We start from the raw sequence: 25,178 nt of genomic DNA on the forward strand, positions 1-25,178 counted from the left end.
CAAGAGTGTCGCTGGGAAACCACTCTCCACCTTGGTATAGGCGCGTGTAAAGTACTCTGGCCCGGGCTGCTGGTCATTTTCGGGCCGGCCCTGTAGTTTCGGCGCGATGTCGTCCGGCGGTCGAAATATTTCGAAAAGCTTGCGACAGCGGACTTAAAAGGAGAGCACATGACGGCTCTTGATCGGACTCCCGCGGCGGACCAGGTCCTTCGCCCGTGGCAGGACCCGGCGCTTCCCGTGGCCGAGCGAGTCGAGGCTCTCCTCGGGGAGTTGACCCTGGAGGAAAAGGTCGGCCAGCTCGGCAGCCGGTGGATCGGCAACGAGATGCTGGACGAGGCGCCCGAGCCGGACGCCGACACGTTGAACGTGGCACCGATGCAGGACGTTTTCGCCGCCTCGGGCACGGTCCCGTGGGAGGAGGCGATCCGGTCCGGCATCGGCCACCTGACCCGGGTGTTCGGCAGCGCGCCCGTGAGCGCGTCCGAGGGCGCCGCGGAGGTGGCGCGGCTGCAGCGCGCGGTCGTCGAGAGCTCCCGGCTGGGCATCCCGGCGATCGTGCACGAGGAGTGCCTGACCGGTTTCACCACTTACGGCGCGACCGTCTACCCGGCCGCCATCGCCTGGGCCGCCACGTTCGACCCCGGCCTGGTGGAGCGCATGGCCGCGGCCATCGGGCGGGACATGGCCGCTGTGGGCGTGCACCAGGGGCTGTCGCCGGTGCTGGACGTGGTGCGCGACTACCGGTGGGGGCGGGTCGAGGAGACCATGGGCGAGGACCCGTACCTCGTCTCGATGCTGGGCGCCGCCTACGTGCGCGGGCTGGAGAGCGCCGGGGTCGTCGCCACCCTCAAGCACTTCGCCGGCTACTCCGCCTCGCGGGCCGCCAGGAACCACGGCCCCGTGCCGATGGGACGGCGGGAGCTGATGGACATGATCCTGCCGCCGTTCGAGGCCGCCATCGCGCTGGGCGGGGCGCGCTCGGTGATGAACGCCTACTCCGACGTGGACGGCGTGCCGGCGGGGGCCGACACGTGGCTGCTGACCGAGGTGCTACGGGAGGAGTGGGGGTTCACCGGGACGGTCGTGTCGGACTACTGGGCGATCCCGTTCCTTGCCACGATGCACCAGATCGCGGCCGACACCGACGAGGCCGGGGAGCTGGCGCTGGTCGCCGGGATCGACGTCGAGCTGCCGGACCGGCTCGGCTTCGGGCCGCACCTGGTGGAGCGGGTGCGGCGGGGAGAGCTGCCGGAGTCGCTGATCGACCGGGCGGCCCGCCGCCTGCTCACACAGAAGGTCCAACTCGGGCTGCTCGACCCCGGCTGGACCCCGGAGGGCTCGGTCGCCGCCGCCGGCGGCGTGGACCTGGACTCGCCGGCCAACCGGGACCTGGCACGCGAGATGGCCGAGCAGTCCGTCATCCTGCTCGACGCCGGGACCGCCCTGCCGCTGATCGGCGCGGGCCGCACCGCGCCCGGCCGGATCGCCGTCGTCGGGCCCGGCGCGGATGACCCCCGGACCTTCATGGGCTGCTACGCCTTCCCCAACCACGTGCTGCCCCGCCACCCCCGGCTCGGGCTCGGCATCGAGGCGCCCAGCGTGCTCGACGCCCTGCGCGCCGAACTGCCCGGGACCGAGATCTCCCACGAGCGCGGCTGCGACGTACGCGGCGGCGACCGCTCCGGCTTCCCCGCCGCGGTGGCCGCGGCGGGCGCGGCCGACCTGTGCGTGGCCGTCGTGGGCGACCTGGCAGGCCTGTTCGGGCTGGGCACCTCGGGCGAGGGGTGCGACGCCGAGGACCTGCGGCTGCCCGGCGTGCAGGCCGACCTGCTGGCCGAGCTCTTCGCCACCGGCACGCCGGTCGTCGTGGTGGTCGTCTCCGGCCGCCCGTACGCGCTGGGCGACACGCACGCCGGCGCCGCCGCGCTCGTGCAGGCGTTCATGCCGGGCGAGGAGGGCGGGGCGGCGATCGCCGGGGTGCTCTCCGGCCGGGTCCAGCCCGGCGGCCGGCTGCCCGTGCAGATCCCCCGCTCGCCGGGCGGCCAGCCGGGCACCTACCTGCAGCCGCCGCTCGGGGCCGACAGCCACGGCATCAGCAACCTCGACCCGACGCCGCTGTTCCCGTTCGGGTACGGCGCCTCCTACACCACCTTCGAGGTCGGCGACCTGCGGATCAGCGACACCGAGGTGCCCACCGACGGGGAGTTCACCGTGTCCGTCAGCGTGCGCAACACCGGCGACCGGGCGGGCACGGAGGTCGTCCAGCTCTACCTGCACGACGTGCTCGCCCAGGTCACCCGGCCGGTCCGGCAGCTCGCCGGGTTCGCCCGGGTGTGCCTGGAGCCCGGTGAGAGCACCGGCGTGTGCTTCCGGGTGCACGCCGACCGGACCGCGTTCACCGGGCGCGACCTGCGGCGGATCGTCGAGCCCGGGGACGTCGAGGTGCTCGTCGGCACCTCCGCCGCGGAGCTGCCGTGCCGGGGCAGCATACGATTGACCGGCCCCGCGCGGCACGTCGGCCGTGGGCGGAGGCTCGCCACACCGGTGGAGGTGGGCTCCCCGGCCCGCCGGCCAGGTTTGGGGGGTGGAGATGCCGGACAGTCCTAGGCGCGCCGCGGCGCCGGTCGGCCCCAGGCGGGCGACGCTGGCGACCGTCGCGGCCTCGGCGGGCGTGTCCGTGGCGACCGTGTCCAAGGTGCTCAACGGGCGCAGCGACGTGGCTCCCGCCACCCGGTCGCTGGTGCAGTCGCTGCTGCAGCAGCACGAGTACGTCGCCCCCGCGCCCCGGCGGACCGAGAAGGCCGGGGTGGCCTCCATCGAGGTTCAGTTCGACACGTACCTGAACGCGTACTCGACCGAGATCATCCAGGGGGCGGTGGCGGCCGGGGCGGAGGCCGGGGTCGGGGTCGTCGTCAGCATCAGGAAGGGCACGGACCGCACCGTCGGATGGGCCCGCGACCTGGCCGCCGCCGGGCGGCGGGCGCTCATCGCCGTCACCAGCGAGCTGACCGGCCGGCAGCTCGCGGCGCTGTCGCGTGCCCGGCTGCCGCTGGTCGTGATCGACCCGCTGAACCTGCCGCGGACCCGGGTGACCAGCATCGGCTCGACCAACTTCGCCGGCGGGCTGGCCGCCACCCATCACCTGCTGTCGCTCGGCCACCGGCGCATCGCGTACGTCGGGGGCCCGGCGCCGGCCGCCTGCAACCAGGCGCGGCTGCACGGCTACCGGGCCGCCATGGAGGCCGAGGGCGCGGTCGTGCCGCCCGGCTACGTGCAGGCGGGGCACTTCCGGTATCACGACGGGGTGGTGGGCGGGGCGGCCGTGCTCGACCTGCCGGTGGCGCCGACGGCCATCTTCGCGGGCAGCGACGAGATGGCGCTCGGCATCATGGAGGCGGCCCGGGCCCGGGGGCTGCGCATTCCCGAGGACCTCAGCATCGTGGGTTTCGACGACACGCAGATCGCCCAGATGGCCTCGCCGCCGCTGACCACGGTCCGGCAGCCGTTGCGGGAGATGGGCGGGGTCGCGCTGCGGACGGCGCTGCGGCTGGTGGCGGGGGAGCGGATCGAGTCCCACCACATGGAACTGGCCACCGAGCTGGTGGTCCGCGGCTCGACGGCCCCCGTGCCGCCCCCTGGGTCGGCCCCCGTGCCGGCCTCGCGGACCGGCGCGGGGGCCGCCGGCGCGGCGCCCGAGCATGTCACGCCGGTCCCGCCGGCCGTTCCGGCTTCTCCGCCGTCGATCCCCAGGTCGTCCCGTGTGTCACGCAAGCCGTCCACCAGGGCGGCCGCGGCGGAAGGGAAGTCCGCACCCGATCGCCACGCCTAGGGGTTCACGCGGCCGGCGGGAAGAGGAGGAGCCGCCCGGGGTTTCACGGATCGTGGAGGAGACCGAGGTAGTCGTGATCGGCGCCGGGCAGGCGGGGCGGGCAGGGAGCGTTCGGTTATTTTTCGGCCACGCCGAAGGCGGTCCAGCCGCGGTCGGGGAAGCCGGCGGCCGTGGCGACGGCGGCCGAGGCGGTGTTCGTGGCGGCGTGCATGTACGTCGGCACCGCCCCCTCGTCCAGCACCCGCCGCGCAGCCTGGGCCACCAGCCGCCGGGCCAGTCCCCGCCCGCGCGCCGCCGGGGACGTCACCACCGACAGTTCGCACCCGTACGCGTCGTGCCGCTTGATCCCCACCCCGGCGAGATGCCGGCCCGTCTCGGGATCCACGGCCACCAGCACCTCACCGCCGAACGGGAACAGCCAGTCGGGAACGCCGGGGGCCGTGGCGGGCAGCCACTGCCCGGCGTCCGCCAGCGGGGCCGGGCTGTCGGTCCAGCGGTAGACGGCCTCGAACCAGGCGCGCTCGCCGTATCCGACCAGTTTGGGGACCTCCGCGCGCGTGCGGGCGGCGGCCACCTGGTCCACGTGCTCGGGCGGCACCGACAGGACCGCGCCGTCGGGTGTACCGACGCCCAGCGCCGGGTGGACGCGGCCGTCCCAGGCGGGGATGGTGCGCTGTTGCGAACCGGTGACCAGCAGCCTTTCGGTGGGAGGCCAGGCGCCGAGCCAGCGGCGGAGATGATCAGTGATCGACACGAGCCTACTATAGGGAGTAGTAAAAATATCGATTGCGGCAGGGGCGTGGTCACTCGAGCGAAGGGGGTCGACACATGGCGTTACACCGGTTAGCTTCCTGACATTAGGATCTTTATCCGGTCAGGAGGTCCCAGATGGAAGTTCCCGGCTACACCGAGATCCGGGAACTCGGGCACGGTGGGACAGGCCGGGTGATGCTCGCCGTACGGGACTCGGACGGGCTGGCGGTCGCGATCAAGCACCTGTCCGAGGCGCTGCGCCAGGATCCCGAGTTCGTCGCGAGGTTCCGGGCGGAGGCCCAGGTCATCCGGGAGATCGACAGCCCGTACACCGCTCGCCTGCTGGACTACGTCGAGGCCGGGGACGACGCCGTCATCGTGATGGAGCTGGTGGACGGCGTCACGTTACGGCGGTTGCTGGAGCACGAGGGCGGGACCGGCGCCGAGTCCGCACTCGCGGTGCTGAAGGGGGCGCTGCTCGGACTGGCCGAGGCCCACCGGCGCGGGGTCGTGCACCGTGACTTCAAGCCGGAGAACGTGATCATCACTCAGGACGGCGACAGCAAACTCGTCGACTTCGGCGTCGCCGCGCACTCCGGGGAGACCGGCGCCCTCGTCGGCACCCCCACCTACATGGCGCCCGAGCAGTGGGACGACGCCCCGGCCGGCCCGGAGACCGACGTCTACGCCGCGACGCTGGTGTTCTTCGAGTGCCTGACCGGGCACCGGGCCTTCCAGGGCGAGAACGTGGCCGCCCTCGCCTACCAGCACCAGCACGCCCCGCCTCCGGTGGAGGACGTCGAGGAGCCGCTGCGCCCGATCGTCCAGCACGGCCTGGCCAAGGAGCCCGGCGACCGGCCGGAGTCGGCGGAGGCGTTCCTGGCCGAGCTGGAGGAGGTCGCGCGCGACGCGTACGGGGACGAATGGGAGCTGCGCGGACGGACCGGGCTCGGGATCCTGACGCTGCCGCTCGCCGCGCTGCTGCCAAAGCCGCAGGCGGCCGCGAACGGCGGCACCAGCCTGTTCCACAGCGCGCTCACGCCGGCGTCCAAGCTCGCGGTGACGGGCGGGCTGGTGCTGGCGACCACCGCGGCGGTGGTGTCGGCGTTCGTGATCCTGGGGGACACGCCGGAGCCCGAGAGCGGTGTCGCCCTCCCGCCCGTACGGACCGTGCCGTCGCTCACCGAGCCGCCCGCCCCGCCGACGTCCGCGCCCCCCGAGCCGTCTCCGAGCAGCACGCCTCCGGCCTCCCTCAGGGAGACGCCGCCCGTCACGCACGCGGACCAGCCCGGTACGGACCCGGCCGTGCCGCCCGAGGGGCGGCCCCTGCCGACGAGAGCCAGGATGGAGCCGCCGCCGCGCGGCACGCGCGAGCCGACTCGGACGCCGACACGGACCTCTCGACCGACCTCCCGACCGACCATCACCCGTCCGAGTACGCCCGCGACCACGCGCCCGCCCACCACCGCCCCGCCCACGACCGCCCCGCCCACGACCAGGCCGCCCACGACCTCCCCGCCCGGCGACGATCCGTCCCCCACCCAGCCGCCGGCCACGCGGCCGCCGGACCCGGAGACGCCGCCGCCCGCCAGGGAGAGGGAGCCGCTCGTCTCCGTGTCCGTGAAGGTGTCGCTCAACGTGCCGATTCTCAGCGGGGAAGGCGACGGGCTGCTGGACGCCGACGTGGGACTGGGGCTCGGCTCCAGCCTGCTGGGCCTGGTGGTGGTGCCGGGCTCGGCGCTGCTCGGCCGGCAGATCGTGGCTCGAAGGGTACGGCGGCGGCGAGATACCGAAAAATCGGAAATGAAGTGCGGAGACGTGTGATCCCCTACCATCGGCGTGGGATAGAGGGCGTCAGCCGGACCGAATAGCTCCCGACCGGAACCGCCCTGCGGCTCTTGGTAAGGAGAAGTGTGGCGGTTGCGCCTCCCACCGGCCGGTTGCCCAGCCCGGCGCGGACCTTCGTCGCGGCCCTCACCACGGGGCTCATGCTGGCCGGAGGCGAGACCATGGCTCGGGCCGAGCCCAAACCGACGGTGAACCAGCTCAAGAAGGAACTGACCGATCTCCAGAAGGAGTCGGACAAGCTCATCGCCGACTACTACAACAGCCGCATTTCCCAGCAGAAAGCTGAAAAAGCCGAAAAATCGGCACGCGAGAAGTTGGCCGTCGCCCAGGAGGTGTACGACCGCGAGTCCGTCGCGCTCAGGACCATGGCCGTCGCCCAGTACACCAGCGGCCAACCCGACCAGATCGCCCTGCTGGCCGGCGCCCCTGACCCCTCCGCCCTCCTCGGCGGGATGGCGCTCACCCAGCACCTCATCACGCTCCAGGACGCCCGGCTACGCGGGTACGCCCAGGTCAGAGACGACCACCAGCGGGCCAAGGACGAGTCCGCCGCCCGCGCCGGGGAGCTCGCCCGGACGGTCGACGAGCTGGAGGAACGCAAGGACAAGGCCGAGAAGACGATCGAGCGCATCAAGGACAAGATCGACCAGCTCTACACGGCACCGGGGGTACGGCGGCCCGACGGCACGTGGGTGCCGCAGCTTCCCGAGGGAGCCGACAACATCACGCCCAGGATGCGGCTGGTCAAGATGCTCATCGAGCAGCGGTTCGAGGTGCCGTACGGGGTCGGGTGTTACCGGGCCATCCAGGACGGTGGTGAGCATCCGCTGGGACGGGCCTGCGACTTCATGCTGAGCCGGGGCGGTGCGATGCCATCCGGCGAGGAGCTGAAACGCGGTGACGAGATCGCCGAGTGGGCGATCAAGAACGCCAAGCGGCTGGGGATCATGTACATCATCTACCGGCAGCGCATCTGGCACGTCAGGACGGGCGGCTGGCGGATGATGTCCGATCGCGGCGGCACGACGGCCAACCACTACGATCACCCGCACATTTCGGTGCAGTAGCGGGGTGCCGCCGGGTTGTTCCTCGGGAGCTCTGGTGGGATGCGACGACCGGCCTGATCAAGGGGTGTGCCCCCGTACAGGGTCGGGGGCACGCTGCGATGGTCAGTTGAGACCCGCTGCTTCATCTCCCGAGGGGATCGGGATGCCGAGGTGCGTGAACAGGGCCGTGAACATGCGGGTCTGCGTGACCTCCAGGCCCGTCATCCGCGTCTCCAGGCCCGTCATCTGTGTCTCCAGACCCGCTGTGCGCGTATCGAGTCCGTCGACCTCTTCTTCGAGCTTGGCGATCGATTGTGTGTGCTCCTCCAGGGTCACAAGGATCTCGTCGGTTCTGTCCAAGAGCTTGGACACGTCGGATGAGATCGCGCGGATGTCTTCGGTGTGTCGCTCCAGGTGAGTGACGCGACGGTCGAGCTGATCGAGCGTGACGGACATGCGGAGAAGCCTAATAGTGATCGATCGGCTTCGGAGAGTAATGGCGGCTGATCGTGCCCTGTGAAAGTCGTTTGTAAGATTCGGCCCTCATAATCCGCATATGCTGGGGCGGCGTCGGCGTCTCCACGCCCACACGCAACGCAACCAGCCATCCGTCCTGCCTGCCCGTCTTGGGTGCGGGCACCGGGTGCTGCGAAGGGGCTAGCGTACGCGGCCGCGGGGTTTGAGGCGGGTGCCGGGCAGGACGGGGGCGGGCAGCGGAGGGCCGTCGAATCCGGCGACCGAGCCGAAGGCGGAGGTGCCGGAGTCCAGGCCGTCCATCCACTCCGCCCGGAACGCGGCGATCTCGTCGTGGGTGCGGCCGACGAAGTTCCACCACATGACGATCTCCTCGCCGAACGGCTCGCCGCCGATCAGCAGCATCCGCCCGCGCCCGGCCAGCCGCAGCTCGTCCCGCCCCGGTGCGTGATACACCATCGAGCCCCGTTCCAGCCCCTCGATCGTGCCGTCGAGCAGCAGCCCGTGCTCGAAGCCGGCCGACAGGGGCACCCGGCCCGCGCCGTCCACGGTGATCTCGGCGCCCACGAGCGGGCTGTAGGCGGTGGCGGGTGAGGACGCGCCGCCGAGCGTCCCCATGACGACGGTCGCCTCGAAGCCGGGCCCCGAGACCACGGGCAGGCTCGGATGGTGCTCGAACCCGGGGTCCACGTGCCGGTGCTCGCCGGGCAGCGCCACCCACAACTGCACCCCGTGCAACACCGTCTCCGGCGACTCCTCGGAGTGTGAGATGCCCCGGCCGGCGGTCATCAGGTTGAGCTGCCCGGGGCGGATGTGCCGCCGGCTGCCCAGGCTGTCGAGGTGCAGCACCTCGCCCTCGACCAGCCAGCTCACCGTCTGCAGGCCGGTGTGCGGGTGCGGCGGCACCCGCATGGCGGCCCGCTGCGGGCCGTAGGCGTCCACGAAGCACCATGCGCCGATCATGCGCCGGTGCGCGCCCGGCAGCGTCCGGCTCACCGACATGGCACGCGGCCCGCCCAGCGGCACCTCACGGCCCGGCAGCACCTCGCCGTCCGTGCCGGCGTCGGTGCCGCAGCGGATCTCCCGCGGATCAAGCTCCAGGTTGCTCACCAGAAGACTGTACGGGGTCCGGCGGCCGGGAGCCCGCCGGCCAGGGGCCTCCGGCCGGGGAGGGGCTGTCAGCTCAGGGTCTCCCACCAGCCGTCCACGGGAGGGGCGTCGGCGGTGTCGACGCCCTCGCCGGGGCGCGGCACCACGATCTTGACGTCGCGCGCCTTGGCCTCCCGCCACAGCCGCTCCACCGGCTCCGCCCACGGGTGCAGGGCCAGCGTGAACGTCGCCCAGTGCACCGGAAGCAGCAGCTCGCCGCCCAGATCGAGGTGGGCGTTGACGGCCTCCTCCGGGTTCATGTGGATGTCCGGCCAGGCGGGGCTGTAGGCGCCGATCGGCATCAGAGTCAGGTCGAACGGCCCGTAAGCCGCCCCGATACCGCGATATCCCGAGAAATATCCGGAGTCACCCGCGTAGAACACCCGCTTGCTCGCCCCGGCCACGACCCACGACCCCCACAAGGTGTCATTCCGGGTGAACGCCCGCCCCGAGAAGTGCCGCGCGGCGGCGGCCACGAACCGCAGCCCCGCCACCTCGGCCTCCTCCTCCCAGTCGAGCTCGACGATCCGGTACGCGGGCACGCCCCACCGCTCCAGATGCGCCCCGATGCCCAGCGGCACCAGGAAGGGCGCCTTCTGGGTACGCGTCAGCGACCGCACGGTGGCCATGTCCAGATGGTCGTAGTGGTCGTGGGAGATGGCGATGGCGTCGACCTGCGGCAGTTCGGTGAGCTCAACGGGCACCGGATGGTGCCGCCTGGGCCCGGCGAACTGCGCGGGGGAGGGCCGCCTGCTCCACACCGGGTCGAACAGCACCCGCCTGCCCTCGATCTCCACCAGCGTGGAGGCGTGGCCGTACCAGACCGTGCGCAGGCCGTCGGCGGGTGGCGGGGTGGCCGGTGGGAAGCGCAGCGGGACGTGACCGGCGGGCCGGCGGCGCTCCTTGTCCTTGGCCAGCTCGCCGATCAGGCTCACGGGCGGGGTGGTCATCGCGTGGCCCTGCTCCGGCATGGTGTTGACGAACACACCGTCCCGGAACTGCGGCGAGCGCCGCATCCTGGCCGCCCGCTCGGGCCCCGACGTCAGCGGCCGCACCCCCAGCTCGGCGGGCACCTCGCGCAACGCCCAGCCCGCCGCGGCCAGGGCCGCGCCGCCCGTGAGGATCCGCCACGCCGTCCGCTTGCCTGCCATAGCCCACACTCCCCAGGAAATCTGTGCGTCCCGCCCCCCAGCCGGGCGGGATCCCCAAGTGTTTTTTCTACGATATATCGCGATAGTTCAGGTTGTTTTGATGGATCCGCCGTCGATGACGTAGTCGGCGCCGCTGATGCTCCCGGCATGCGGCGAGGCCAGGTACGTCACCAGCGCGGCGACCTCCTCCGGTTCGATGAACCTACCGGTCGTCATTCCGGCGTTCGACGGCAGCCCCGCCAGGAACTGCTCGTGCTCCATCCCGTGCGCGGCCGCCACCGCCGCGCCGTACCCGTTCGGGTCCTCCCACAGCGACGTGCGCACCGCCCCCGGCGAGACCGTGGCGACCCGCACCCCCTGCGGGCCGAACTCCTCGGCCAGCGCCTTGCCGAACGCCGTCAGCGCCGCCTTGGACGTCGTGTACGGCATCGGGCCCGACTGCGGCATCCGCGCCCCCATGGAGGACATGTTGATCACGGTGCCGCCACGCCGCAGCAGACTCGGCAGGGCGGCGCGGGTGGCGCGCACGGCGCTCAGGAAGTTCAGGTCGTACGTGCTGCGCCATGCCTCGTCGTCGAAGCCGAGGAAGCCGTCCGTCTGGCCCTCGCCCCCGTCGCCGCCGCCCACGTTGTTGACCAGCAGGTCGATCTCGCCCAGTTCGGCCAGCGCCCGTTCGATCACCTCGGCGGGGCCGCCGGCGGTGGACAGGTCGGCCGTCACCACCGTGGCGCCGCTCTCCTTCAGGGCGGGGGAGATCGTCCGCGCGGCGGCCACGACGCGCATTCCCTCGGCGATGAGCGCTCGCACGATGGCCAGTCCGAGGCCCCTGCTCGCGCCGGTGACGACGGCGGTGCCGCCGGTGAGTCGCATGTCCATGACAGTTCCTTCGTTCTCGGAGCAAGAATTGCGTCTTACTGGACGCCCTAAACCATAGACTTGCAACATGAGTGATGCAAGTTGACCGCGGAATGGGAACGGTGGAGTAGCCTGTCGGATGTGAGTGAGACGACGCGGGCGCTACGCTCCGATGCCGAGCGCACGGTGCGTACGATCCTGGAGGCGGCCGAGCGGGTGCTGAGCAGGAATCCGGCGGCCAGCATGGAGCAGATCGCCGAGGCGGCCGGGGTGGCGCGCACGACCGTGCACCGGCGGTTCGCCTCGCGGGAGGCGCTGGTGGGCGCGATGGCCGCGTGGGCGACCCGGCAGTTCGCCGCCGCCGTGGAGGCGGCCAACCCCGACAGCACGCCGCCGCTGGTCGCGCTCTACCAGGCCACCGCCAACGTGCTGCGGGTCAAGCTCGACTGGGGGTTCGCGATGAGCCGGGCGCTGTCGGACGACCCCGAGGTGGCCAGGGTGCACGCGGACGTCGAGGAGCGCTGCTCGCGGCTCTTCCAGCGGGCGCGGGATACGGGGGTGCTGCGGGCCGACGTGGACCCCGAGTGGGCCCGGCGGGTCTACTACGCGCTGATCCACGAGGCGGCGGAAAGCCGCGACGGAGACGCCGACGCCATGGCCACCCGCCTGGTGGACACGCTGCTCCGCGGCGTCGGCACGGGCCAGGGGCTCAGTTAGCCCTGGTGGGTCACGGGCGTCGGCACGGGCCAGGGCTCAGCCGGCCCCGCTCATGACAGGCGCCGCCCGCGGGCCAGGGGCCCAGCCGGCTCCGGTGGTCACGGGCGGCGGGCGTCGGCCTGGTCCGGTTCCTCGGGCCGGCGGCCCGGGAAGGGCCAGGGGTTGGGGCGGCAGCGGCCCAGCGACTTCGACTGCTGCGTCATGACCGGGGCGAGGTGGCCGGGGCCGGGGCAGGGGCGGTGGTCGTGGCCCAGGCTGTGGCCGACCTCGTGGTTGATGACGTAGTGGCGGTAGGCGGCCAGGTCGCCGTCGTACTGGGGGACGCCCTTCGCCCAGCGGCGGGCGTTGATGATCGAGCGGGTGCCGTTCCAGCAGGAGAGCTCGCCGCCGGTGCGCAGTGGGAGGCATTCCCGGATGGTGAGGCGGGGGCTGGACAGGGCGACGCGCACCCGTACCGGCCCGTGGTCGACGCGCCGGAAGCGGGCCCAGCCGCGGACGTCGTTGAGCGTGCGGTGCACGGCGGCCGCGAACGCGTCCGGGTCGAACGGCAGGCCGCGCTCGACCTCCACCAGATAGCGCACCACCTCGCCCCGGCCGGGCCGGGCGGGGGCGCCGCCGGGCACGACGGCGTACGTGCCCGAGGCCGCGAACGGCACCCGCACCTCCGGCTCCGGCGGGCGGGCACGCTGCCGGGGCGTGGGGGAGGGCGGGGGCGGCGCGGGCGTGGAGGGCGTGGAGGGCGTGGAGGGCGTGGAGGGCGCGGCCGTGGGAGGCGGGGACGGCGCGGTGCCGCAACCGGCCGGCACCAGCAGCACGACCAGCAGGAGCGGCAGGACCAGTGGCGCCGGCGGCGCGAACAGCGGCAACGTGGCCTCCCCACGAGTCACAGTGGGGAGAAAACTGATCCTACGTTGCTGCTTGTCACGCTTGTCGGGCAGGGGCCGGCAGCCGGGATGGAGAGCCGGTCAGGCGGTGGGCGGCGCGTACGGGGTGATGTCGATCGGGGGCTCCTCGCCGAGGGCCAGGGCGGCGACGATTTTGCCGGTGACCGGGCCCGCCGTCAGCCCGTACGCGCTCAGCCCCGTCGCCACCACCACCCGCGGGGTGAGCCGGCCGATGAGGGCCGGGCCGGGGGCGTAGACCGGGCGCAGCCCGACCCGGGTCTCCGACACCGTGGCGGCGGCCAGGCCCGGCGCCAGCCGCAGGCCCGCGTCGAGCACCTCGGCCAGCCCGCCCATCGTGACCCGAGGCGCGAACCCGACGTCCTCCACGGTCGCGCCGATCACCACCCGCGAGTCGGGGAAGCCCAGCAGGTACGGGCCGGTCCGGGGCAGCACCATCGGCCACCACGCGGTGTCGACGCCCTCCAGGGTGGCGTGCAGGATCTGGCCCCGCCTCGGGAACACCGGCAGCTCGACGCCGAGCGGCCGGCACACCTCGCCCGTCCAGGCTCCGGCGGCGACGATCACCACGTCGGCGTCGAGCGGCTCGCCCGGCCCCGCCGGGGACTCGCCGGCGTCCTGGCGCGGGCCGTCGGATCCCGTCAGGACGTGCGCGAGCACCCGGCCTCCGGGGGTGAGCGTCGCGGTGGCCGTACGCACGTGGGCGCCCCGGGCGACGGCGGCGGCCAGCAGGGCGTCACGCACCGTGCGGCCGTCCACCCGGGCCGCGCCGGGGACCAGGATCGCCCTCAGCGTGTCGGACAGCGGCGGGAACAACTCGGCCGGGGTGTCGACGTCGACGACGTCCCCCATTTCGGGCGCGGCGGCGTGGCGGCGGCGCAGCAGGGCGCGTACGGGCTCCAGGTCGGCCGGGTCCTCGGCCACCAGCAGGGCGCCCACCTTGGCGTATCCGATGTCCTCGCCCAGCGCCTCCACCAGCCCCGGGTAGTGGCGCGCGCCCTCGCGGTTCAGCCGGTACCAGTCGTCGTCCTCCGGATGGTCCACCCACGGGCACACGATGCCCGCGCCCGCCTGCGTCGCCTCGCCCTGGTAGCCGCCGTCCACGACGGTCACCGACGCGCCCCGATCGCTCAGGTAGTAGGCCGCGCCGGCTCCGACGATGCCGCTTCCGATCACCACAACACGCATGGATCCCATGATTTCAGCCTGTTGACCTCGACCGATGCCCGGGCCGGGCCCTGCGCGGAAACCGGGCCGCGCCGGGCCGGGACGCGCCGTTCGCGCCGGGCCGGGATGAGCCGTGCGCGCCGGATCGGGGCGAGCCGTTCGTGTCGGGCCCGGGCGCGGCGTTCGCGCAGGTGATCGTGGCGGTGCGGCTCAGCCGGCGCCCCAGCCGTGCGTCTTCATGAGCCTGGCCGCCACCCGGGCGAACCGCTCCCCGTCGAGCACCGCGCCCTCGCGCCGGATGCCGTCCTCGTCCAGCACGAACACCCGGTCCAGCCGCACGTAGGACACCCGGTCGTCGCGTCCCCACGCGCCCAGCTCCAGCCAGTCGGGCCCGTCGTCGCCCTTGCTGGACAGCATCATGCCGAGCAGCCGGCGCCCGGTACGGCCCACCACCAGCAGCGGGCGGTCCTTGCCCCGTGACGGGTCCTCCTCGTACGGCACCCAGGCCCACACGATCTCGCCGGGGTCGGCCATGCCGTCGAGGTCGGGGGAGTACGCCAGGGTGGCGGGCCCGTTGAGCACATGGATCTCGCGTACCGCGCCCCGGGCCGGCCGGGGGTCCTCACCTGGATCACGCATTGGGGGAGCCTACGGGGGCAGGGCGGCGAAATCCACCCGAGCCGGGCGGCGGCAGGGCTCAGAGGCCCGAGAAGGGCAGGGCTCAGAGGCCCGAGAAGAACGTCCTGATGTCGTCCGCCAGCAGCGCCGGGGCCTGCAACGCGGCATGATGCCCGCCCTGCTGGAACTCCGACCAGTGCACGACGTTGTGCGCCCGCTCGGCGTACCGCCTGACCGTGCTGTCCCCCGGGAAGACGGCCACGCCCGTCGGCGTCGTCCCGGGCGTGGCGGGCGGCGCCCAGTCCGCGCCGCTCTCCCGGTAGATGCGGGTGGACGACCCGGCCGTGCCGGTGAGCCAGGCGAGGCTGACGTCGGTCAGGAGGTCGTCGGCGGGCACCCCACCGGCGTCGCGGCCCCAGGAGGCGAAGGCGTCGAGGGTCCAGGCGAGCAGCCCGGCGGGGGAGTCGGCCAGGGCGTAGGCGAGGGTCTGCGGCCTGGTGCCCTGGATGGCGGCGTACCCGGAGAACTCCGCGCGCCAGCGCTCGACCCCGCGCGCCCGCGCCACCTCGGCCTCCGTCAGCCCCGACATGTCGTCCGTGACGAAGGCGGTCAGGGCGTTCACGTGCACGCCCACCACCCGGTCCGGCGCCAGCCGGGCGAGCGCGGGGGAGACCAGGGAGCCGAAGTCGCCGCCGTGGGAGCCGTAGCGGTCGTAACCGAGCCGGTCCATCAGCTCCGCCCAGGCGGCGGCGACCCGCCGCACGCCCCAGCCCGGCTCCGTCGTCGGCCCGGAGCAGGCGAAGCCGGGGATGGACGGGATCACCAGGTGGAAGTCCCGGCTGAGCGGCCCGGCCACACGCGAGAAGTCCGCGAACGTGCTCGGCCACCCGTGCGTCAGCACCAGCGGCAACGCCCCCGGCCGGGCCGAGCGCACGTGCGCGAAATGCACGAGCTGCCCGTCGATCCGGGTCGTGTACTGCGGCAGCTCGTTGAGCCTGGCCTCGTGAGCACGCCAGGAGTAACCGTCGAGCCAGTACGCCGCCAGCTCCCGCACCGCTCCCGGCGGCACCCCGTACGACCAGCCGACCCCGTCGAGGGCGTCGGGCCAGCAGGTACGGGCGAGGCGAGCCCGCAGATCGTCGAGGCGGTCCTGCGATATGTCGATGACGAAAGTGTCCATGCAGACGGACGTTAGGCACCTATGCGGTCAGATTCGGGCCACAATGGGGGTGTGCTGGACACCTCGGCAAGATTGCTACGCCTGCTGTCCCTGCTGCAGACCAGGCGCGACTGGCGCGGCGCCGAGCTGGCGGAGCGGCTCGGCGTCGCCCCGCGGACCGTGCGCCGCGACGTCGAGCGGCTGCGCGAGCTCGGCTACCCGGTCGGCTCGACGCCCGGCGTGGCCGGCGGCTACCGGCTGGGCGCGGGCGCCGAGCTGCCGCCGCTGCTGCTCGACGACGAGGAGGCCGTGGCGGTCGCGGTCGGCCTGCGCATCGCCGCGAACGGCACGGTGACCGGCATCGAGGAGACCTCCGTGCGCGCGCTGGCCAAGCTCGAACAGGTGCTGCCCGCCCGCCTGCGCCATCGGGTGAGCGCGGTGCAGGAGCACATGGTGCGGATCAACCGGGAGGGCCCGACCGTGGACGCCGACCTGCTCAGCCGGGTGGCCGCCGCCTGCCGCGACCGCGAGCAGCTCCGCTTCGACTACACCGACCACCACGGCGCGTGCGAGTCCCGCAAGGCCGAGCCGCACAGCCTCGTCAGCAGGGGCAACCGCTGGTATCTCGTCGGATGGGACGTCGACCGGGACGGCTGGCGTACCTACCGCGCCGACCGGATCCGCCTGCGCACCCCGAACGGCCCCCGCTTCATCCCCCGCGAACCACCCGAGGCCGACGTGGCCGCCTGGGTACAGAACCGCCTGACCCGCGAGATGTGGCCGATCGAGGGCCGCTTCCTGATCCACGCTCCCGCCGCCGGCCTGACGGGCCTGACCTCGGGCGTGGTGGAGCCGGTGGACGAGGACACGTGCCTGCTCACCCTGCGCGGCGACGCCCTGCATCCGATGGCCGTGGTGGTGGCCTTCCTCGACGTCGACTTCGAGGTGCTCGAACCGGTGGAGCTGAAGGAGAGCCTGCGCGCCCTCGGGAAACGCCTGACAGGGCTCTAGAATCTGGTTCTGTGTCGTCAGCCTTCTTCACCCAGAAGCGGGACGAGCTCGTCCCCGCGCCGCACGCCCGCGGCCCCTGGTCCCCCGACATGCTCCACGGCCGCCTGCTCGGCGGGCTGGCCGCGCGGGCCATCGAGCAGCGGTACGGGGAGCCGGACCTGCAGTTCGCCCGGTTGACCGTCGATCTGTTCCGCAGCAGCCCGATGCTGCCCGTCACGGTGGAGACGGCCCTGGTCAGGGACGGGCGCCGGATCCGGGTCGCCGACGCGACGATCTCCACCGACCAGGGGGTGATCGGGCGGGCCGGCGTCGTGCTGCTGCGCCGGGGGGAGCCGCCCGAGGGCACGCAGTCCCTCGTCACGCCCGCGTGGGACGCGCCGCCGCCGGCCGGGCCGCCGGTCAGGGGGACGGAATGGACGCCGCCGTTCGACCTGTGGCGCGTGACCGGCTGGGGCGAGCCGGGGCCGGGGCGGGTGTGGCTGCGGGAGGCGCACCCGCTGGTGGACGAGGAGCCGGTGACGCCGTTCGTCCGCGCGGCGCTGGCCGCCGACTTCGCCAGCCCGCTCAGCAACACCGCGACGGACGGGCTGCGCTTCATCAACGCCGACTACACGCTGACGCTGGCCCGGCTCCCCGAGGGCGACCTCGTCGGCGTCGAGGCCACCGGCCACCTGAATGCCGCCGGGGTGGCGACGGGTCAGGTCACCCTGCACGACACGACGGGGCCGTTCGGGTTCTGCCTGGTGACGGCCGTGGCCAACCCCGCACCCCTCCCCGGCCGCTGAGCCCGGGGCGGGCAGCCAGGGGTCAGTCGTCGCTGGGCCGGTGTGGCGGGCAGGGGACGGCCGTCGCTAGGGCTGGGTGGCGGGCAGGCAGAGGACGAACCGGGTGCCGTGCGGGTGGTCCTCGATCTGGAGGCTGCCCTTGTGCGCCTCGGCGATCTGGCGGGCGATCGGCAGGCCCAGGCCGGTGCCCCCGGCGGCCCGGGCTCGGGCGGTGTCCAGCCGGGCGAACCGCTGGAAGACCAGCTCCCGCTTGTCCGGATCGATGCCGGGACCGTTGTCGATCACCTCCATCCGGGCGATCCCGTGCGGGAAGCGGTGGATGTCGCGCCGGGCGCTGGGCTCATGGCGCACGTGGACGGTGATGGTGCTGGCGGCGTGCCGCTCGGCGTTGTCGATCAGGTTGGTGAGCAGGCGCGACAACTGCGCCCGGTCGCCGATCACCGTCACGCCGGGGTGGAGGTCGTACTCGAAGGTCTTGCCCGCTTGGGGGCGCTGCCGGCATACGTCCGTCACCAGCCGGGCCAGGTCGATCGGCTCCTTTCTACCCGGGCTGCCGTTGTCCACGCCGTCCAGCCTGGCGATGGTCAGCAGGTCGGCCACGATGCCCTCCAGCCGCTCCAGGCTGCCCAGAACGGTGGTGCCCACCTTGCGCAGGCTCGTCTCCTCGGGGGCCCGCAGGGCGTCCTCGACCTCGGCGCGGATCGCGGCGATGGGGCTGCGCAGCTCATGGGAGGCGTCCGAGCTGAACTGGCGCTGCTGCGCCATCGCGGCCTGCAGGCGGCTCAGCGTCCGGTTGACGCTGTCGGCCAGGTCGTGGATCTCGTCCTGGGCGGGCGGAAACGGGACCCGGCGGTCGGGACAGGAATGGTTGACCTTGTCCAGCTCCGCCCTGATGCCCTCCACCGGCCGCAGACAGGCGGCCACGACCCGGCGGCCCAGGTAGGTGATGGCCGCGGCCATCACGACGGCGGTGCCGCCCACGACCCCGGCCAGCCACGGGGCGACGTACGGCGGGATCGTGGGGGAGGAACTGTAGATCGTCCAGTCCCGGCCGTCCCGGTGCGCCGACTGGGCGACCACGATGTCACACTCCCCGTCGGGGAAGACACCGCCGCACACGACGGAACTGACGATGTTCCTGCTGTCGGTGGTGAAGTCGGCCATCACCGGTTTGCCCCGCAACTGCGGTGTCGTGGCGACGACCACCCCCCCTGGGTCGACGACCTGCATGTTGCGGTCCCGGTGCTGGACGAGTGGCGTCTCCAGCTCGCGGCGCTCCACCTCGCTGGCCACCCGCCCGCCGGCCGCCGTGATCTCCTCGATGAGCGAGCCCGTGGCGTATCGATGAAACGCGATCATGAGGGTCACGGCCAGAAGTGCTGACAGAAGGGTCGCCACCACTCCTGTGAACAGGGTGATGCGCATCGTTATCGAAATGCGGCGCCGGGTAGTCATAGTGCAATCCCCCCAGTCAGTCGAGCACATGAGCCGTAGCCGACTGTGAAGGGTTCGGGCGATTGTTGGCATGGTCGATCCCAAGACCTGGTCAAGCCCTCTGACCCTGCTCCAGCGAGGCGCGAACCGCGCCCCCGGACACGCGAGCGCCCCCTGGGACACGGGCCGCGCCCGGTGCGGCCCGCGTCGCGGGGGGTGTTACGCGGAGCGTTCCGTACGGTCGCCGGACCAGTCCGTGTGGTAGGCGCCCTCCTTGTCGACCCGCTGGTACGTGTGCGCCCCGAAGAAGTCCCGCAACCCCTGGACCAGGGCCGCCGGCAGCCGATCGCGCCGCAGCCCGTCGTAGTAGGCCAGCGCCGAGGAGAAGCCCGGCGTGGGCACGCCGATCCGCACGGCCGTGGTCACCACCCGCCGCCACGCCTCCTGCGCCGAGTTCAGCACGTCGGCGAAGGTCGGGTCGGCCAGGAGCGTCGGCAGCTCCGGGTTGGCGTCGTAGGCGGAGCGGATGCGGTCCAGGAACTTGGCCCGGATGATGCACCCGCCGCGCCAGATCGTGGCCATCGCGCCGAGGTCGATGTCCCAGCCGTACTCCTTCGAGGCGGCGGCCATCTGGTCGAAGCCCTGGGCGTAGGCGACGATCTTGGAGGCGTACAGGGCCTGCCGGACGTCGTCCACCAGCTCGCGCGCGCCGTCCCCGGACACGTTCGGGCCTTCGAGCTGCGCGGCGGCGGCGCGCTGCTCCGGGTGGCCCGACAGCGCGCGGGCGAAGACGGCCTCCGCGATGCCCGTCACCGGGACGCCCAGGTCGAGCGCGCTCTGCACGGTCCAGCGGCCGGTGCCCTTCTGCTCGGCCTGGTCCACCACCACGTCCACGAACGGCTTGCCCGTCTCCGCGTCCACCTGCTCCAGCACCTCGGCGGTGATCTCGATCAGGTAGGAGTCCAGGTCCCCCCGGTTCCACTCGCGGAAGACCTCGGCCAGCTCGGCCGGGGCGGCGCCGAGGGCCTGGCGCAGCAGGTCGTAGGACTCGGCGATGAGCTGCATGTCCGAGTATTCGATGCCGTTGTGGACCATTTTCACGAAATGACCGGCACCGTCGGGGCCAACGTGCACCGAACATGGCACCCCGTCCACCTTGGCCGAGATGTCCTGCAGGATCGGCCCGAGCGCCTCCCAGGACTCCTTCGACCCGCCCGGCATGATGCTCGGCCCCAGCAGCGCGCCCTCCTCGCCGCCGGAGATGCCGGTGCCGACGAAGTGGAGGCCCCGCTCGCGCAGCGCGGCCTCGCGCCGCCGGGTGTCCTCGAAGTGCGCGTTGCCGCCGTCCACGATCATGTCGCCCGGCTCCATCAGGTCGGCGAGCTCGTTGATCACGGCGTCGGTGCCCGCGCCCGCCTTGACCATGATGATCGCCCGCCGCGGACGCTTCAGCGAGGCGACGAAGGCGGCCATCTCCTCCGACGGCAGGAACGTGCCCTCCCCGCCGAACTCCTGCATGAGCTGCTGCGTCCGCGCGAACGACCGGTTGTGCACGGCCACCGCGTATCCGTGCCTGGCCAGGTTACGGGCCAGGTTGCGCCCCATGGTCGCCAGCCCGGTGACGCCGATGTCTGCCAAATCCATCTCTAGCTCCTCTGCGGGGAAACCGCTGCGTGTGAACGCCATGACAACCGCTGCGTGCGAACGCACTGGTACGCATGGTCCAGCCGGGTGGTTCGGCGGGATATTCCTGGATCAGTCGCTCTGACGCACCCCGAGCTCGTCCAACCTGTCCAGCATGTCCGCCGGGTCAGCGTAGACCCTGAACGCCCCCGCGCGTTCGAGTTCGTCCCTGCCATACCCCCCCGGACTGCAGTCCGATACCGAGCGCCCCGGCCCGGCGGGCGGCCAGCAGGTCCCAGACGCTGTCGCCCACCACCATGGCGTGCCGCGGATCCACTCCCACCACGGCCGCGCCGGCCAGGAACAGGTCGGGGTCCGGCTTGGCCCGGCGCACCAGGTCCCGGGTGACCATCGGGGTGTCCTCCGGCAGGCCCAGCATGCCCAGCGCGAGCCGGGCCGTGCGGGCGTATCCGCTGGTGGCGATGGCCCACGGCACGCCGCGTGAGGTCAGCTCGGACAGCAGCTCGCAGGCGCCCGGCAGCGGCCTGACGGAGCTCACCTGCTGCTCGTACGCGTCCGCGTGCGTCGTCTGCAGCTCGTTGATCTGCTCCCGCGTCAGTTTGAGACCTGTCTCGCGTAGCAGCGCGCTGACGAACAGCCCGCCGCTCATGCCGATGCGCCGGTGGATGCGCCACACCGACAGGTCTATCCCCATGCCGGACAGCGCCTGGCGCCACGCGATGACGTGCTGGTAGACGCTGTCGATCAGCGTCCCGTCCAGGTCGAACAGGAACGCGGGGGTGGGGGCTTGCGGGTAGTCGGTCATGGGTCCATGACACCATGGGTGGTTATGCGGATCGTCATCGCGGGTGGCCACGGGAAGATCGCACTCCGCCTGGTGGAACGCCTGAAATCGGGGGCGGTGGGCCTGGTGCGCAACCCCGCCCACGTCGCCGATGTCAGGGCCTCGGGGGGTGAGGCCGTGGTGTGCGATCTGGAGCGGGCCACGGTGGACGAGGTAGTCGCGGTCATCAGGGGGGCCGACGCCGTGGTGTTCGCGGCGGGCGCCGGGCCCGGCAGCGGGGCGGCCCGCAAGGACACCGTGGACCGGGGCGCCTCGGTGCTGCTGGCCGAGGCCGCCGAGCAGGCGGGTGTGGGGAGGTTCATCCAGATCTCCTCCATGGGAGCGGGTAAGCCGCCCGCGGCCGGCCGCGACGAGGTCTGGGCCGCGTACATCGCCGCCAAGACCGCCGCCGAGGCCGACCTGCGGGCCCGTGACCTCGCCTGGACGATCCTGCGTCCCGGGAGGCTGACCGACGAGCCCGGCACGGGCCTGGTCCGGCTGGCGCCCCAGGTGCCGCCCGGCGCGGTCCCCCGCGAGGACGTGGCGGCCGTCATCGAGGCGCTGCTCGACGACTCCACGACCACCGGGAAGACGCTGGAACTCGTCTCCGGAGACACGCCCATCGCCGACCTGCTAAAGACAGGGTGAGAGACGTGACGGAATATCGCATACTCGGACGTACTGGCCTCAGGGTCAGCCCGCTGTGCCTCGGCGCGATGATGTTCGGCGGCTGGGGCGAGCCCGACCCCGACGAGTCGGCCCGGATCATCGACCGGGCGCTCGACTCGGGCGTCAACTTCATCGACACCGCCGACGTCTACTCCCAGGGCCAGTCGGAGGAGTTCGTCGGCCGGGCGCTGGCCAAGTCCGGCAAGCGCGACGATGTGGTGCTGGCCACCAAGTGCCACGGCGTCATGGGCGAGGGCCCCAACCAGCGGGGCGGCTCCCGCCGCTGGATCTTCCAGGCCGTCGAGAACAGCCTGCGCCGCCTCGGCACCGACTGGATCGACCTCTACCAGATCCACCGGCCCGACCCCGGCACCGACATCGACGAGACCCTCGGCGCGCTCACCGACCTCGTCCGTCAGGGCAAGGTCCGCTACATCGGCAGCTCCACCTTTCCCGCGCACCGCATGGTCGAGGCCCAGTGGGCCTCCGAGCGGCGCTCGCTGGAGCGGTTCGTGTGCGAGCAGCCACCCTACTCGCCGCTCGTGCGCGGCATCGAGGCCGACGTGCTGCCGGTGGCCGAGAAATACGGCATGGGCGTCATCGCGTGGAGCCCGCTGGCCGGCGGCTGGCTGACCGGGCGCTACCGCGAGGGCCGCGATCTGCCGCAGACCCGCAGGTCCGCGATCCTGCCGCAGCGTTACGACATGACGCTGGAGGCCAACCAGCGTAAGCTGGCGGCCGTCGAGCGGCTCGCCGTGCTGGCGGAGGAGGCCGGGATCACGCTGATCGAGCTGTCGCTGGCGTTCACCATCAGGCACCGGGCGGTGACCTCGGCCATCGTCGGGCCGCGCACCATGGAGCACCTGGAGAGCCAGCTCACCGCCGCCCACGTGCGCCTGACGGACGACGTGCTCGATCGGATCGACGAGATCGTGCCGCCCGGCGTCACCCTCAACCCGGCCGACGCGGGCTGGGAGCCCCCGGAGCTGACGGACGCGAGCCTGCGCCGCCGGATCTGACAGGTCTCAGGCCAGCGCGGCGCGGGCCTGTTCGGCGCACTCGGCCAGGGTGCGGGCGGCCAGTGCCGCTCGCACCGGCGGGACGGCCATCGGGGCCATGGACAGGCTCGTGACCCCCAGGCCGACCAGCAGCGGCGCCAGCCGCGGGTCGCCCGCCGCCTCGCCGCACACCCCGACCGGCTTGCCCGCCGCCCGTCCCGCCTCCGCGCACATGGCGACCAGTTCGAGCAGCGCGGGCTGGCCGGGGTCGAGCAGGTCGGCCAGGTCCGCGTGCTGCCGGTCGGCGGCGAACGTGTACTGGGCCAGGTCGTTGGTGCCGATGCTGAGAAAGTCCACCTCCCGCAGCAGCGAGGCCGCCCGCAGCGCCGCGGCCGGGACCTCGACCATCGCCCCCACCCTGGCGATGCCCCGGTCCCTGGCCCGGCGGGCGAACCCGGCGGCCTCCGCCGGGGTGGTGACCATGGGTGCCATCACCCACGCCTGCGTGCGGGTCGCGCGGGCCGCCTCGGCGATCGCGTCGAGCTGGGTGTCCAGCACCTCGGGCAGCAGCCGGTCCACCCGCAGACCGCGTACGCCCAGGGCCGGGTTCTGCTCCTCCGGCAGGCCCAGGAAGGGCAGCGGCTTGTCGGTGCCCGCGTCGAGCGTGCGCACGATCACGTCCTCCGCCTGCCGGAACACCTCCGCATACGCGGCCACCTGCTCCTCGAACGACGGCGCCAGGGCGCGGTCGAGGAACAGGAACTCCGTCCTGAACAGTCCGACCCCCTCCGCGCCCGGCCGCAGATCCGCGGCCGAGCCGATGTTGAGCATCAGCTTCACCGGATGCCCGTCGGCGGTCCTGCCGGGCCCGGCGCTCGCCGCCGGCAGGGCGCGCTCCGCGCGGTCGCCCTCCCTGACGGCGGCCGCCTCCTCCTCGGTCAGGCCGACCGTGATCTCGCCGGTGCCGCCGTCCACCCCGATGACCGTGCCGTCGGCGATGTCCATGACGCCCGCGCAGGCCACCACGGCGGGCAGGCCCCGGCCCCTGGCCAGGATCGCGGTGTGGCTCGTCGGCCCGCCGCGCTCGGTGACCAGGGCCAGCACGTCGGGGCCGAGGCCCGCGGTGTCGGCGGGGGACAGGTCGGCGGCCACCAGCACGTACGGGTGGCCGGGGTCGGGCAGGCCGGGCATGGGCAGGTCGAGCGCGTACGCCACCGCCCGGTCCTTGAGGTCGTCCAGGTCGGCGGCCCGTTCCGCGAGGTGGCCGCCGAGCGCGGCCAGCGCCTCCCGATGCCCCGCGAAGGCTTCGTCCAGGGCGTGGGCCGCGTCCGCGCCCCCGCCCGCCCGCCGCTCGGCCTCCTCCAGCAGCATGGGGTCGGCGGCCATCATGGCCAGCGCCTCCAGGATCTCGCCGGCCTCCCCGGTCGCGGCGGCGGCCCGCCGGTCGAGCTCGGCGGCCACCGCCGCCAGCGCCTTGCCCACGACGGCCACCTCGGTGGCGGCGTCCAGGACCGCGCGGGGTGGCGGCAGCACCGGCGGCCCGGCCATCCGGATCACCGGCCCCGCCGCCCGCCCCGCACTGACCCCCAGGCCACCCAACCGCCCCCCGAGCCCGGTCTCGCTCCCGGTCCCGCTCCCGGCCGCAGCCTCAGCTCCGGAGCCGCTGTCCGGACCGGCACCGCCAAGGCCGGAAGCGGCGTCGGAGGCCGGAGCACCGGGACGGGAAGGGGCGTCGGAGGTGGCGGTGCTGGAGCGGGAAGGGGTGTCAGAGGTGTGGGTGCCGGGGGTCAAAGGGGTGCCGGAGGCGAGGCGAGGGGTTTCCTCGGAAGGACGGGGGGTTTTCTCGGGAGGGTGAGGGGTGGGGTCAGCCATCGAGGGCCTCTTCCGTGTCCAGGTCGCGGGAGAGCAGCGCCGCCAGCGTGTCCAGGGCCTGGTCGGCCCCCGGCCCGTCGGCCTCCAGGGTGACCTCCGCCCCCCGGGCCGCGCCCAGCGACAGCACCCCGAGCATGCTCTTGGCCGGGACCGACTTGTCGCCCAGCCGGATCGTCACCGGCACCCCCAGCCGCATCGCCGCCTGCACGAACAGCTTGGCGGGCCGCGCGTGCAGGCCGCTGGCCGAGGCCACGACCACCGTACGATGTGCCAT

23 protein-coding genes are annotated in these 25,178 nt (G+C 73.1%); 9 read left to right on the top strand and 14 right to left on the bottom strand.

Annotated features, from left to right (window positions below):
- The first annotated feature begins 168 nt into the window (after positions 1 to 168).
- On the top strand, positions 169 to 2,607 hold the full coding sequence (locus ABGB18_RS04375) for a glycoside hydrolase family 3 N-terminal domain-containing protein (RefSeq protein WP_347694007.1): 2,439 nt from the start codon (positions 169 to 171) through the stop codon (positions 2,605 to 2,607).
- On the top strand, positions 2,591 to 3,829 hold the full coding sequence (locus tag ABGB18_RS04380) for a substrate-binding domain-containing protein (RefSeq protein ID WP_347694008.1): 1,239 nt from the start codon (positions 2,591 to 2,593) through the stop codon (positions 3,827 to 3,829). The genes ABGB18_RS04375 and ABGB18_RS04380 overlap by 17 nt, the downstream gene beginning before the upstream one ends.
- A 115-nt stretch (positions 3,830 to 3,944) precedes the next feature.
- Here ABGB18_RS04380 and ABGB18_RS04385 read toward each other — a convergent pair whose 3' ends face one another.
- Positions 3,945 to 4,583 carry a GNAT family N-acetyltransferase gene (locus tag ABGB18_RS04385; RefSeq protein ID WP_347694009.1) on the bottom strand — a complete coding sequence of 213 codons (639 nt, stop codon included), beginning with the start codon at positions 4,581 to 4,583 and terminating at the stop codon, positions 3,945 to 3,947.
- A 134-nt stretch (positions 4,584 to 4,717) separates the two neighbouring features.
- Here ABGB18_RS04385 and ABGB18_RS04390 point away from each other — a divergent pair, with 134 nt between their 5' ends.
- Entirely contained in the window at positions 4,718 to 6,406 is a 1,689-nt protein-coding gene (locus tag ABGB18_RS04390) for a serine/threonine-protein kinase (RefSeq protein WP_347694010.1), read from the top strand.
- Positions 6,407 to 6,495: 89 nt separating this feature from the next.
- A complete protein-coding gene (locus ABGB18_RS04395) occupies positions 6,496 to 7,497 on the top strand; it encodes a hypothetical protein (protein ID WP_347694011.1) in 1,002 nt (333 codons plus the stop codon).
- Between the two features lie 102 nt (positions 7,498 to 7,599).
- Here the strand turns inward: ABGB18_RS04395 and ABGB18_RS04400 are convergent, their stop codons facing one another.
- From ABGB18_RS04400 to ABGB18_RS04415, 4 genes are all read right to left on the bottom strand, one after another.
- On the bottom strand, positions 7,600 to 7,932 hold the full coding sequence (locus ABGB18_RS04400) for a hypothetical protein (RefSeq protein WP_347694012.1): 333 nt from the start codon (positions 7,930 to 7,932) through the stop codon (positions 7,600 to 7,602).
- A gap of 201 nt (positions 7,933 to 8,133) precedes the next feature.
- Positions 8,134 to 9,060, bottom strand: coding sequence for a pirin family protein (locus ABGB18_RS04405; protein WP_347694013.1), 927 nt, complete (start codon positions 9,058 to 9,060; stop codon positions 8,134 to 8,136).
- A gap of 68 nt (positions 9,061 to 9,128) precedes the next feature.
- The gene (locus tag ABGB18_RS04410) at positions 9,129 to 10,250 is read right to left on the bottom strand and encodes an MBL fold metallo-hydrolase (RefSeq protein ID WP_347694014.1); all 1,122 of its coding nucleotides are present in this window, start codon (positions 10,248 to 10,250) and stop codon (positions 9,129 to 9,131) included.
- A gap of 87 nt (positions 10,251 to 10,337) precedes the next feature.
- A complete protein-coding gene (locus ABGB18_RS04415; RefSeq protein ID WP_347694015.1) occupies positions 10,338 to 11,126 on the bottom strand; it encodes an SDR family oxidoreductase in 789 nt (262 codons plus the stop codon).
- Between the two features lie 120 nt (positions 11,127 to 11,246).
- Here ABGB18_RS04415 and ABGB18_RS04420 point away from each other — a divergent pair, with 120 nt between their 5' ends.
- Positions 11,247 to 11,822 carry a helix-turn-helix domain-containing protein gene (locus ABGB18_RS04420; RefSeq protein ID WP_347694016.1) on the top strand — a complete coding sequence of 192 codons (576 nt, stop codon included), beginning with the start codon at positions 11,247 to 11,249 and terminating at the stop codon, positions 11,820 to 11,822.
- Positions 11,823 to 11,920: 98 nt separating this feature from the next.
- Here the strand turns inward: ABGB18_RS04420 and ABGB18_RS04425 are convergent, their stop codons facing one another.
- The 4 genes from ABGB18_RS04425 to ABGB18_RS04440 form a co-directional block, all read right to left on the bottom strand.
- Complete coding sequence (locus ABGB18_RS04425) at positions 11,921 to 12,709, bottom strand: DUF3152 domain-containing protein (RefSeq protein ID WP_347694017.1); 789 nt, start codon at positions 12,707 to 12,709, stop codon at positions 11,921 to 11,923.
- Positions 12,710 to 12,787: 78 nt separating this feature from the next.
- Positions 12,788 to 13,912 carry an FAD-dependent oxidoreductase gene (locus ABGB18_RS04430; RefSeq protein ID WP_347694018.1) on the bottom strand — a complete coding sequence of 375 codons (1,125 nt, stop codon included), beginning with the start codon at positions 13,910 to 13,912 and terminating at the stop codon, positions 12,788 to 12,790.
- Between the two features lie 189 nt (positions 13,913 to 14,101).
- Entirely contained in the window at positions 14,102 to 14,530 is a 429-nt protein-coding gene (locus ABGB18_RS04435) for a type II toxin-antitoxin system PemK/MazF family toxin (RefSeq protein ID WP_347694019.1), read from the bottom strand.
- An 82-nt stretch (positions 14,531 to 14,612) separates the two neighbouring features.
- On the bottom strand, positions 14,613 to 15,689 hold the full coding sequence (locus ABGB18_RS04440) for an epoxide hydrolase family protein (RefSeq protein WP_347694020.1): 1,077 nt from the start codon (positions 15,687 to 15,689) through the stop codon (positions 14,613 to 14,615).
- Between the two features lie 51 nt (positions 15,690 to 15,740).
- Here ABGB18_RS04440 and ABGB18_RS04445 point away from each other — a divergent pair, with 51 nt between their 5' ends.
- Together ABGB18_RS04445 and ABGB18_RS04450 are read left to right on the top strand one after the other, a co-directional pair.
- Positions 15,741 to 16,679: a YafY family protein gene (locus ABGB18_RS04445; protein ID WP_347694021.1), complete on the top strand. Its 939-nt coding sequence runs from the start codon at positions 15,741 to 15,743 to the stop codon at positions 16,677 to 16,679.
- Between the two features lie 11 nt (positions 16,680 to 16,690).
- Positions 16,691 to 17,464 (top strand): acyl-CoA thioesterase domain-containing protein, encoded by a 774-nt coding sequence (locus ABGB18_RS04450; RefSeq protein WP_347694022.1) that lies wholly within the window; start codon positions 16,691 to 16,693, stop codon positions 17,462 to 17,464.
- A 66-nt stretch (positions 17,465 to 17,530) separates the two neighbouring features.
- Here ABGB18_RS04450 and ABGB18_RS04455 read toward each other — a convergent pair whose 3' ends face one another.
- The 3 genes from ABGB18_RS04455 to ABGB18_RS04465 all read right to left on the bottom strand — a co-directional run bounded on the left by ABGB18_RS04455 (position 17,531) and on the right by ABGB18_RS04465 (position 21,347).
- Positions 17,531 to 18,823 (bottom strand): HAMP domain-containing sensor histidine kinase, encoded by a 1,293-nt coding sequence (locus tag ABGB18_RS04455; RefSeq protein ID WP_347694023.1) that lies wholly within the window; start codon positions 18,821 to 18,823, stop codon positions 17,531 to 17,533.
- A 294-nt stretch (positions 18,824 to 19,117) separates the two neighbouring features.
- Complete coding sequence (gndA, locus tag ABGB18_RS04460; RefSeq protein WP_347694024.1) at positions 19,118 to 20,542, bottom strand: NADP-dependent phosphogluconate dehydrogenase; 1,425 nt, start codon at positions 20,540 to 20,542, stop codon at positions 19,118 to 19,120.
- 166 nt (positions 20,543 to 20,708) lie between these two features.
- A complete protein-coding gene (locus tag ABGB18_RS04465; RefSeq protein WP_347694025.1) occupies positions 20,709 to 21,347 on the bottom strand; it encodes an HAD family hydrolase in 639 nt (212 codons plus the stop codon).
- Positions 21,348 to 21,371: 24 nt separating this feature from the next.
- On the opposite strand from ABGB18_RS04465, the gene ABGB18_RS04470 reads away from it, so the two are divergent.
- Positions 21,372 to 22,013 (top strand): NAD(P)H-binding protein, encoded by a 642-nt coding sequence (locus tag ABGB18_RS04470; protein WP_347694026.1) that lies wholly within the window; start codon positions 21,372 to 21,374, stop codon positions 22,011 to 22,013.
- Positions 22,014 to 22,018: 5 nt separating this feature from the next.
- A complete protein-coding gene (locus tag ABGB18_RS04475) occupies positions 22,019 to 23,053 on the top strand; it encodes an aldo/keto reductase (RefSeq protein ID WP_347694027.1) in 1,035 nt (344 codons plus the stop codon).
- A gap of 6 nt (positions 23,054 to 23,059) precedes the next feature.
- Here the strand turns inward: ABGB18_RS04475 and ABGB18_RS04480 are convergent, their stop codons facing one another.
- Complete coding sequence (locus tag ABGB18_RS04480; RefSeq protein ID WP_347694028.1) at positions 23,060 to 24,631, bottom strand: putative PEP-binding protein; 1,572 nt, start codon at positions 24,629 to 24,631, stop codon at positions 23,060 to 23,062.
- Positions 24,632 to 24,896: 265 nt separating this feature from the next.
- Positions 24,897 to 25,178 (bottom strand): HPr family phosphocarrier protein, encoded by a 282-nt coding sequence (locus ABGB18_RS04485; protein ID WP_347694029.1) that lies wholly within the window; start codon positions 25,176 to 25,178, stop codon positions 24,897 to 24,899.

The sequence above is a fragment of the Nonomuraea sp. B12E4 genome (assembly GCF_039871825.1).
Taxonomy (GTDB): domain Bacteria; phylum Actinomycetota; class Actinomycetes; order Streptosporangiales; family Streptosporangiaceae; genus Nonomuraea.

Bases quoted from the DNA above. Each gene is read 5' to 3' on its own strand.
- ABGB18_RS04470 (WP_347694026.1), top strand. From the start codon at position 21,372: ATGCGGATCGTCATCGCGGGTGGCCACGGGAAGATCGCACTCCGCCTG.
- ABGB18_RS04465 (WP_347694025.1), bottom strand. From the start codon at position 21,347: ATGACCGACTACCCGCAAGCCCCCACCCCCGCGTTCCTGTTCGACCTG.
- ABGB18_RS04440 (WP_347694020.1), bottom strand. From the start codon at position 15,689: ATGGACACTTTCGTCATCGACATATCGCAGGACCGCCTCGACGATCTG.
- ABGB18_RS04435 (WP_347694019.1), bottom strand. From the start codon at position 14,530: ATGCGTGATCCAGGTGAGGACCCCCGGCCGGCCCGGGGCGCGGTACGC.
- ABGB18_RS04390 (WP_347694010.1), top strand. From the start codon at position 4,718: ATGGAAGTTCCCGGCTACACCGAGATCCGGGAACTCGGGCACGGTGGG.
- gndA (WP_347694024.1), bottom strand. From the start codon at position 20,542: ATGGATTTGGCAGACATCGGCGTCACCGGGCTGGCGACCATGGGGCGC.
- ABGB18_RS04400 (WP_347694012.1), bottom strand. From the start codon at position 7,932: ATGTCCGTCACGCTCGATCAGCTCGACCGTCGCGTCACTCACCTGGAG.
- ABGB18_RS04375 (WP_347694007.1), top strand. From the start codon at position 169: ATGACGGCTCTTGATCGGACTCCCGCGGCGGACCAGGTCCTTCGCCCG.
- ABGB18_RS04380 (WP_347694008.1), top strand. From the start codon at position 2,591: ATGCCGGACAGTCCTAGGCGCGCCGCGGCGCCGGTCGGCCCCAGGCGG.
- ABGB18_RS04430 (WP_347694018.1), bottom strand. From the start codon at position 13,912: ATGCGTGTTGTGGTGATCGGAAGCGGCATCGTCGGAGCCGGCGCGGCC.
- ABGB18_RS04485 (WP_347694029.1), bottom strand. From the start codon at position 25,178: ATGGCACATCGTACGGTGGTCGTGGCCTCGGCCAGCGGCCTGCACGCG.
- ABGB18_RS04410 (WP_347694014.1), bottom strand. From the start codon at position 10,250: ATGGCAGGCAAGCGGACGGCGTGGCGGATCCTCACGGGCGGCGCGGCC.
- ABGB18_RS04455 (WP_347694023.1), bottom strand. From the start codon at position 18,823: ATGATCGCGTTTCATCGATACGCCACGGGCTCGCTCATCGAGGAGATC.
- ABGB18_RS04415 (WP_347694015.1), bottom strand. From the start codon at position 11,126: ATGGACATGCGACTCACCGGCGGCACCGCCGTCGTCACCGGCGCGAGC.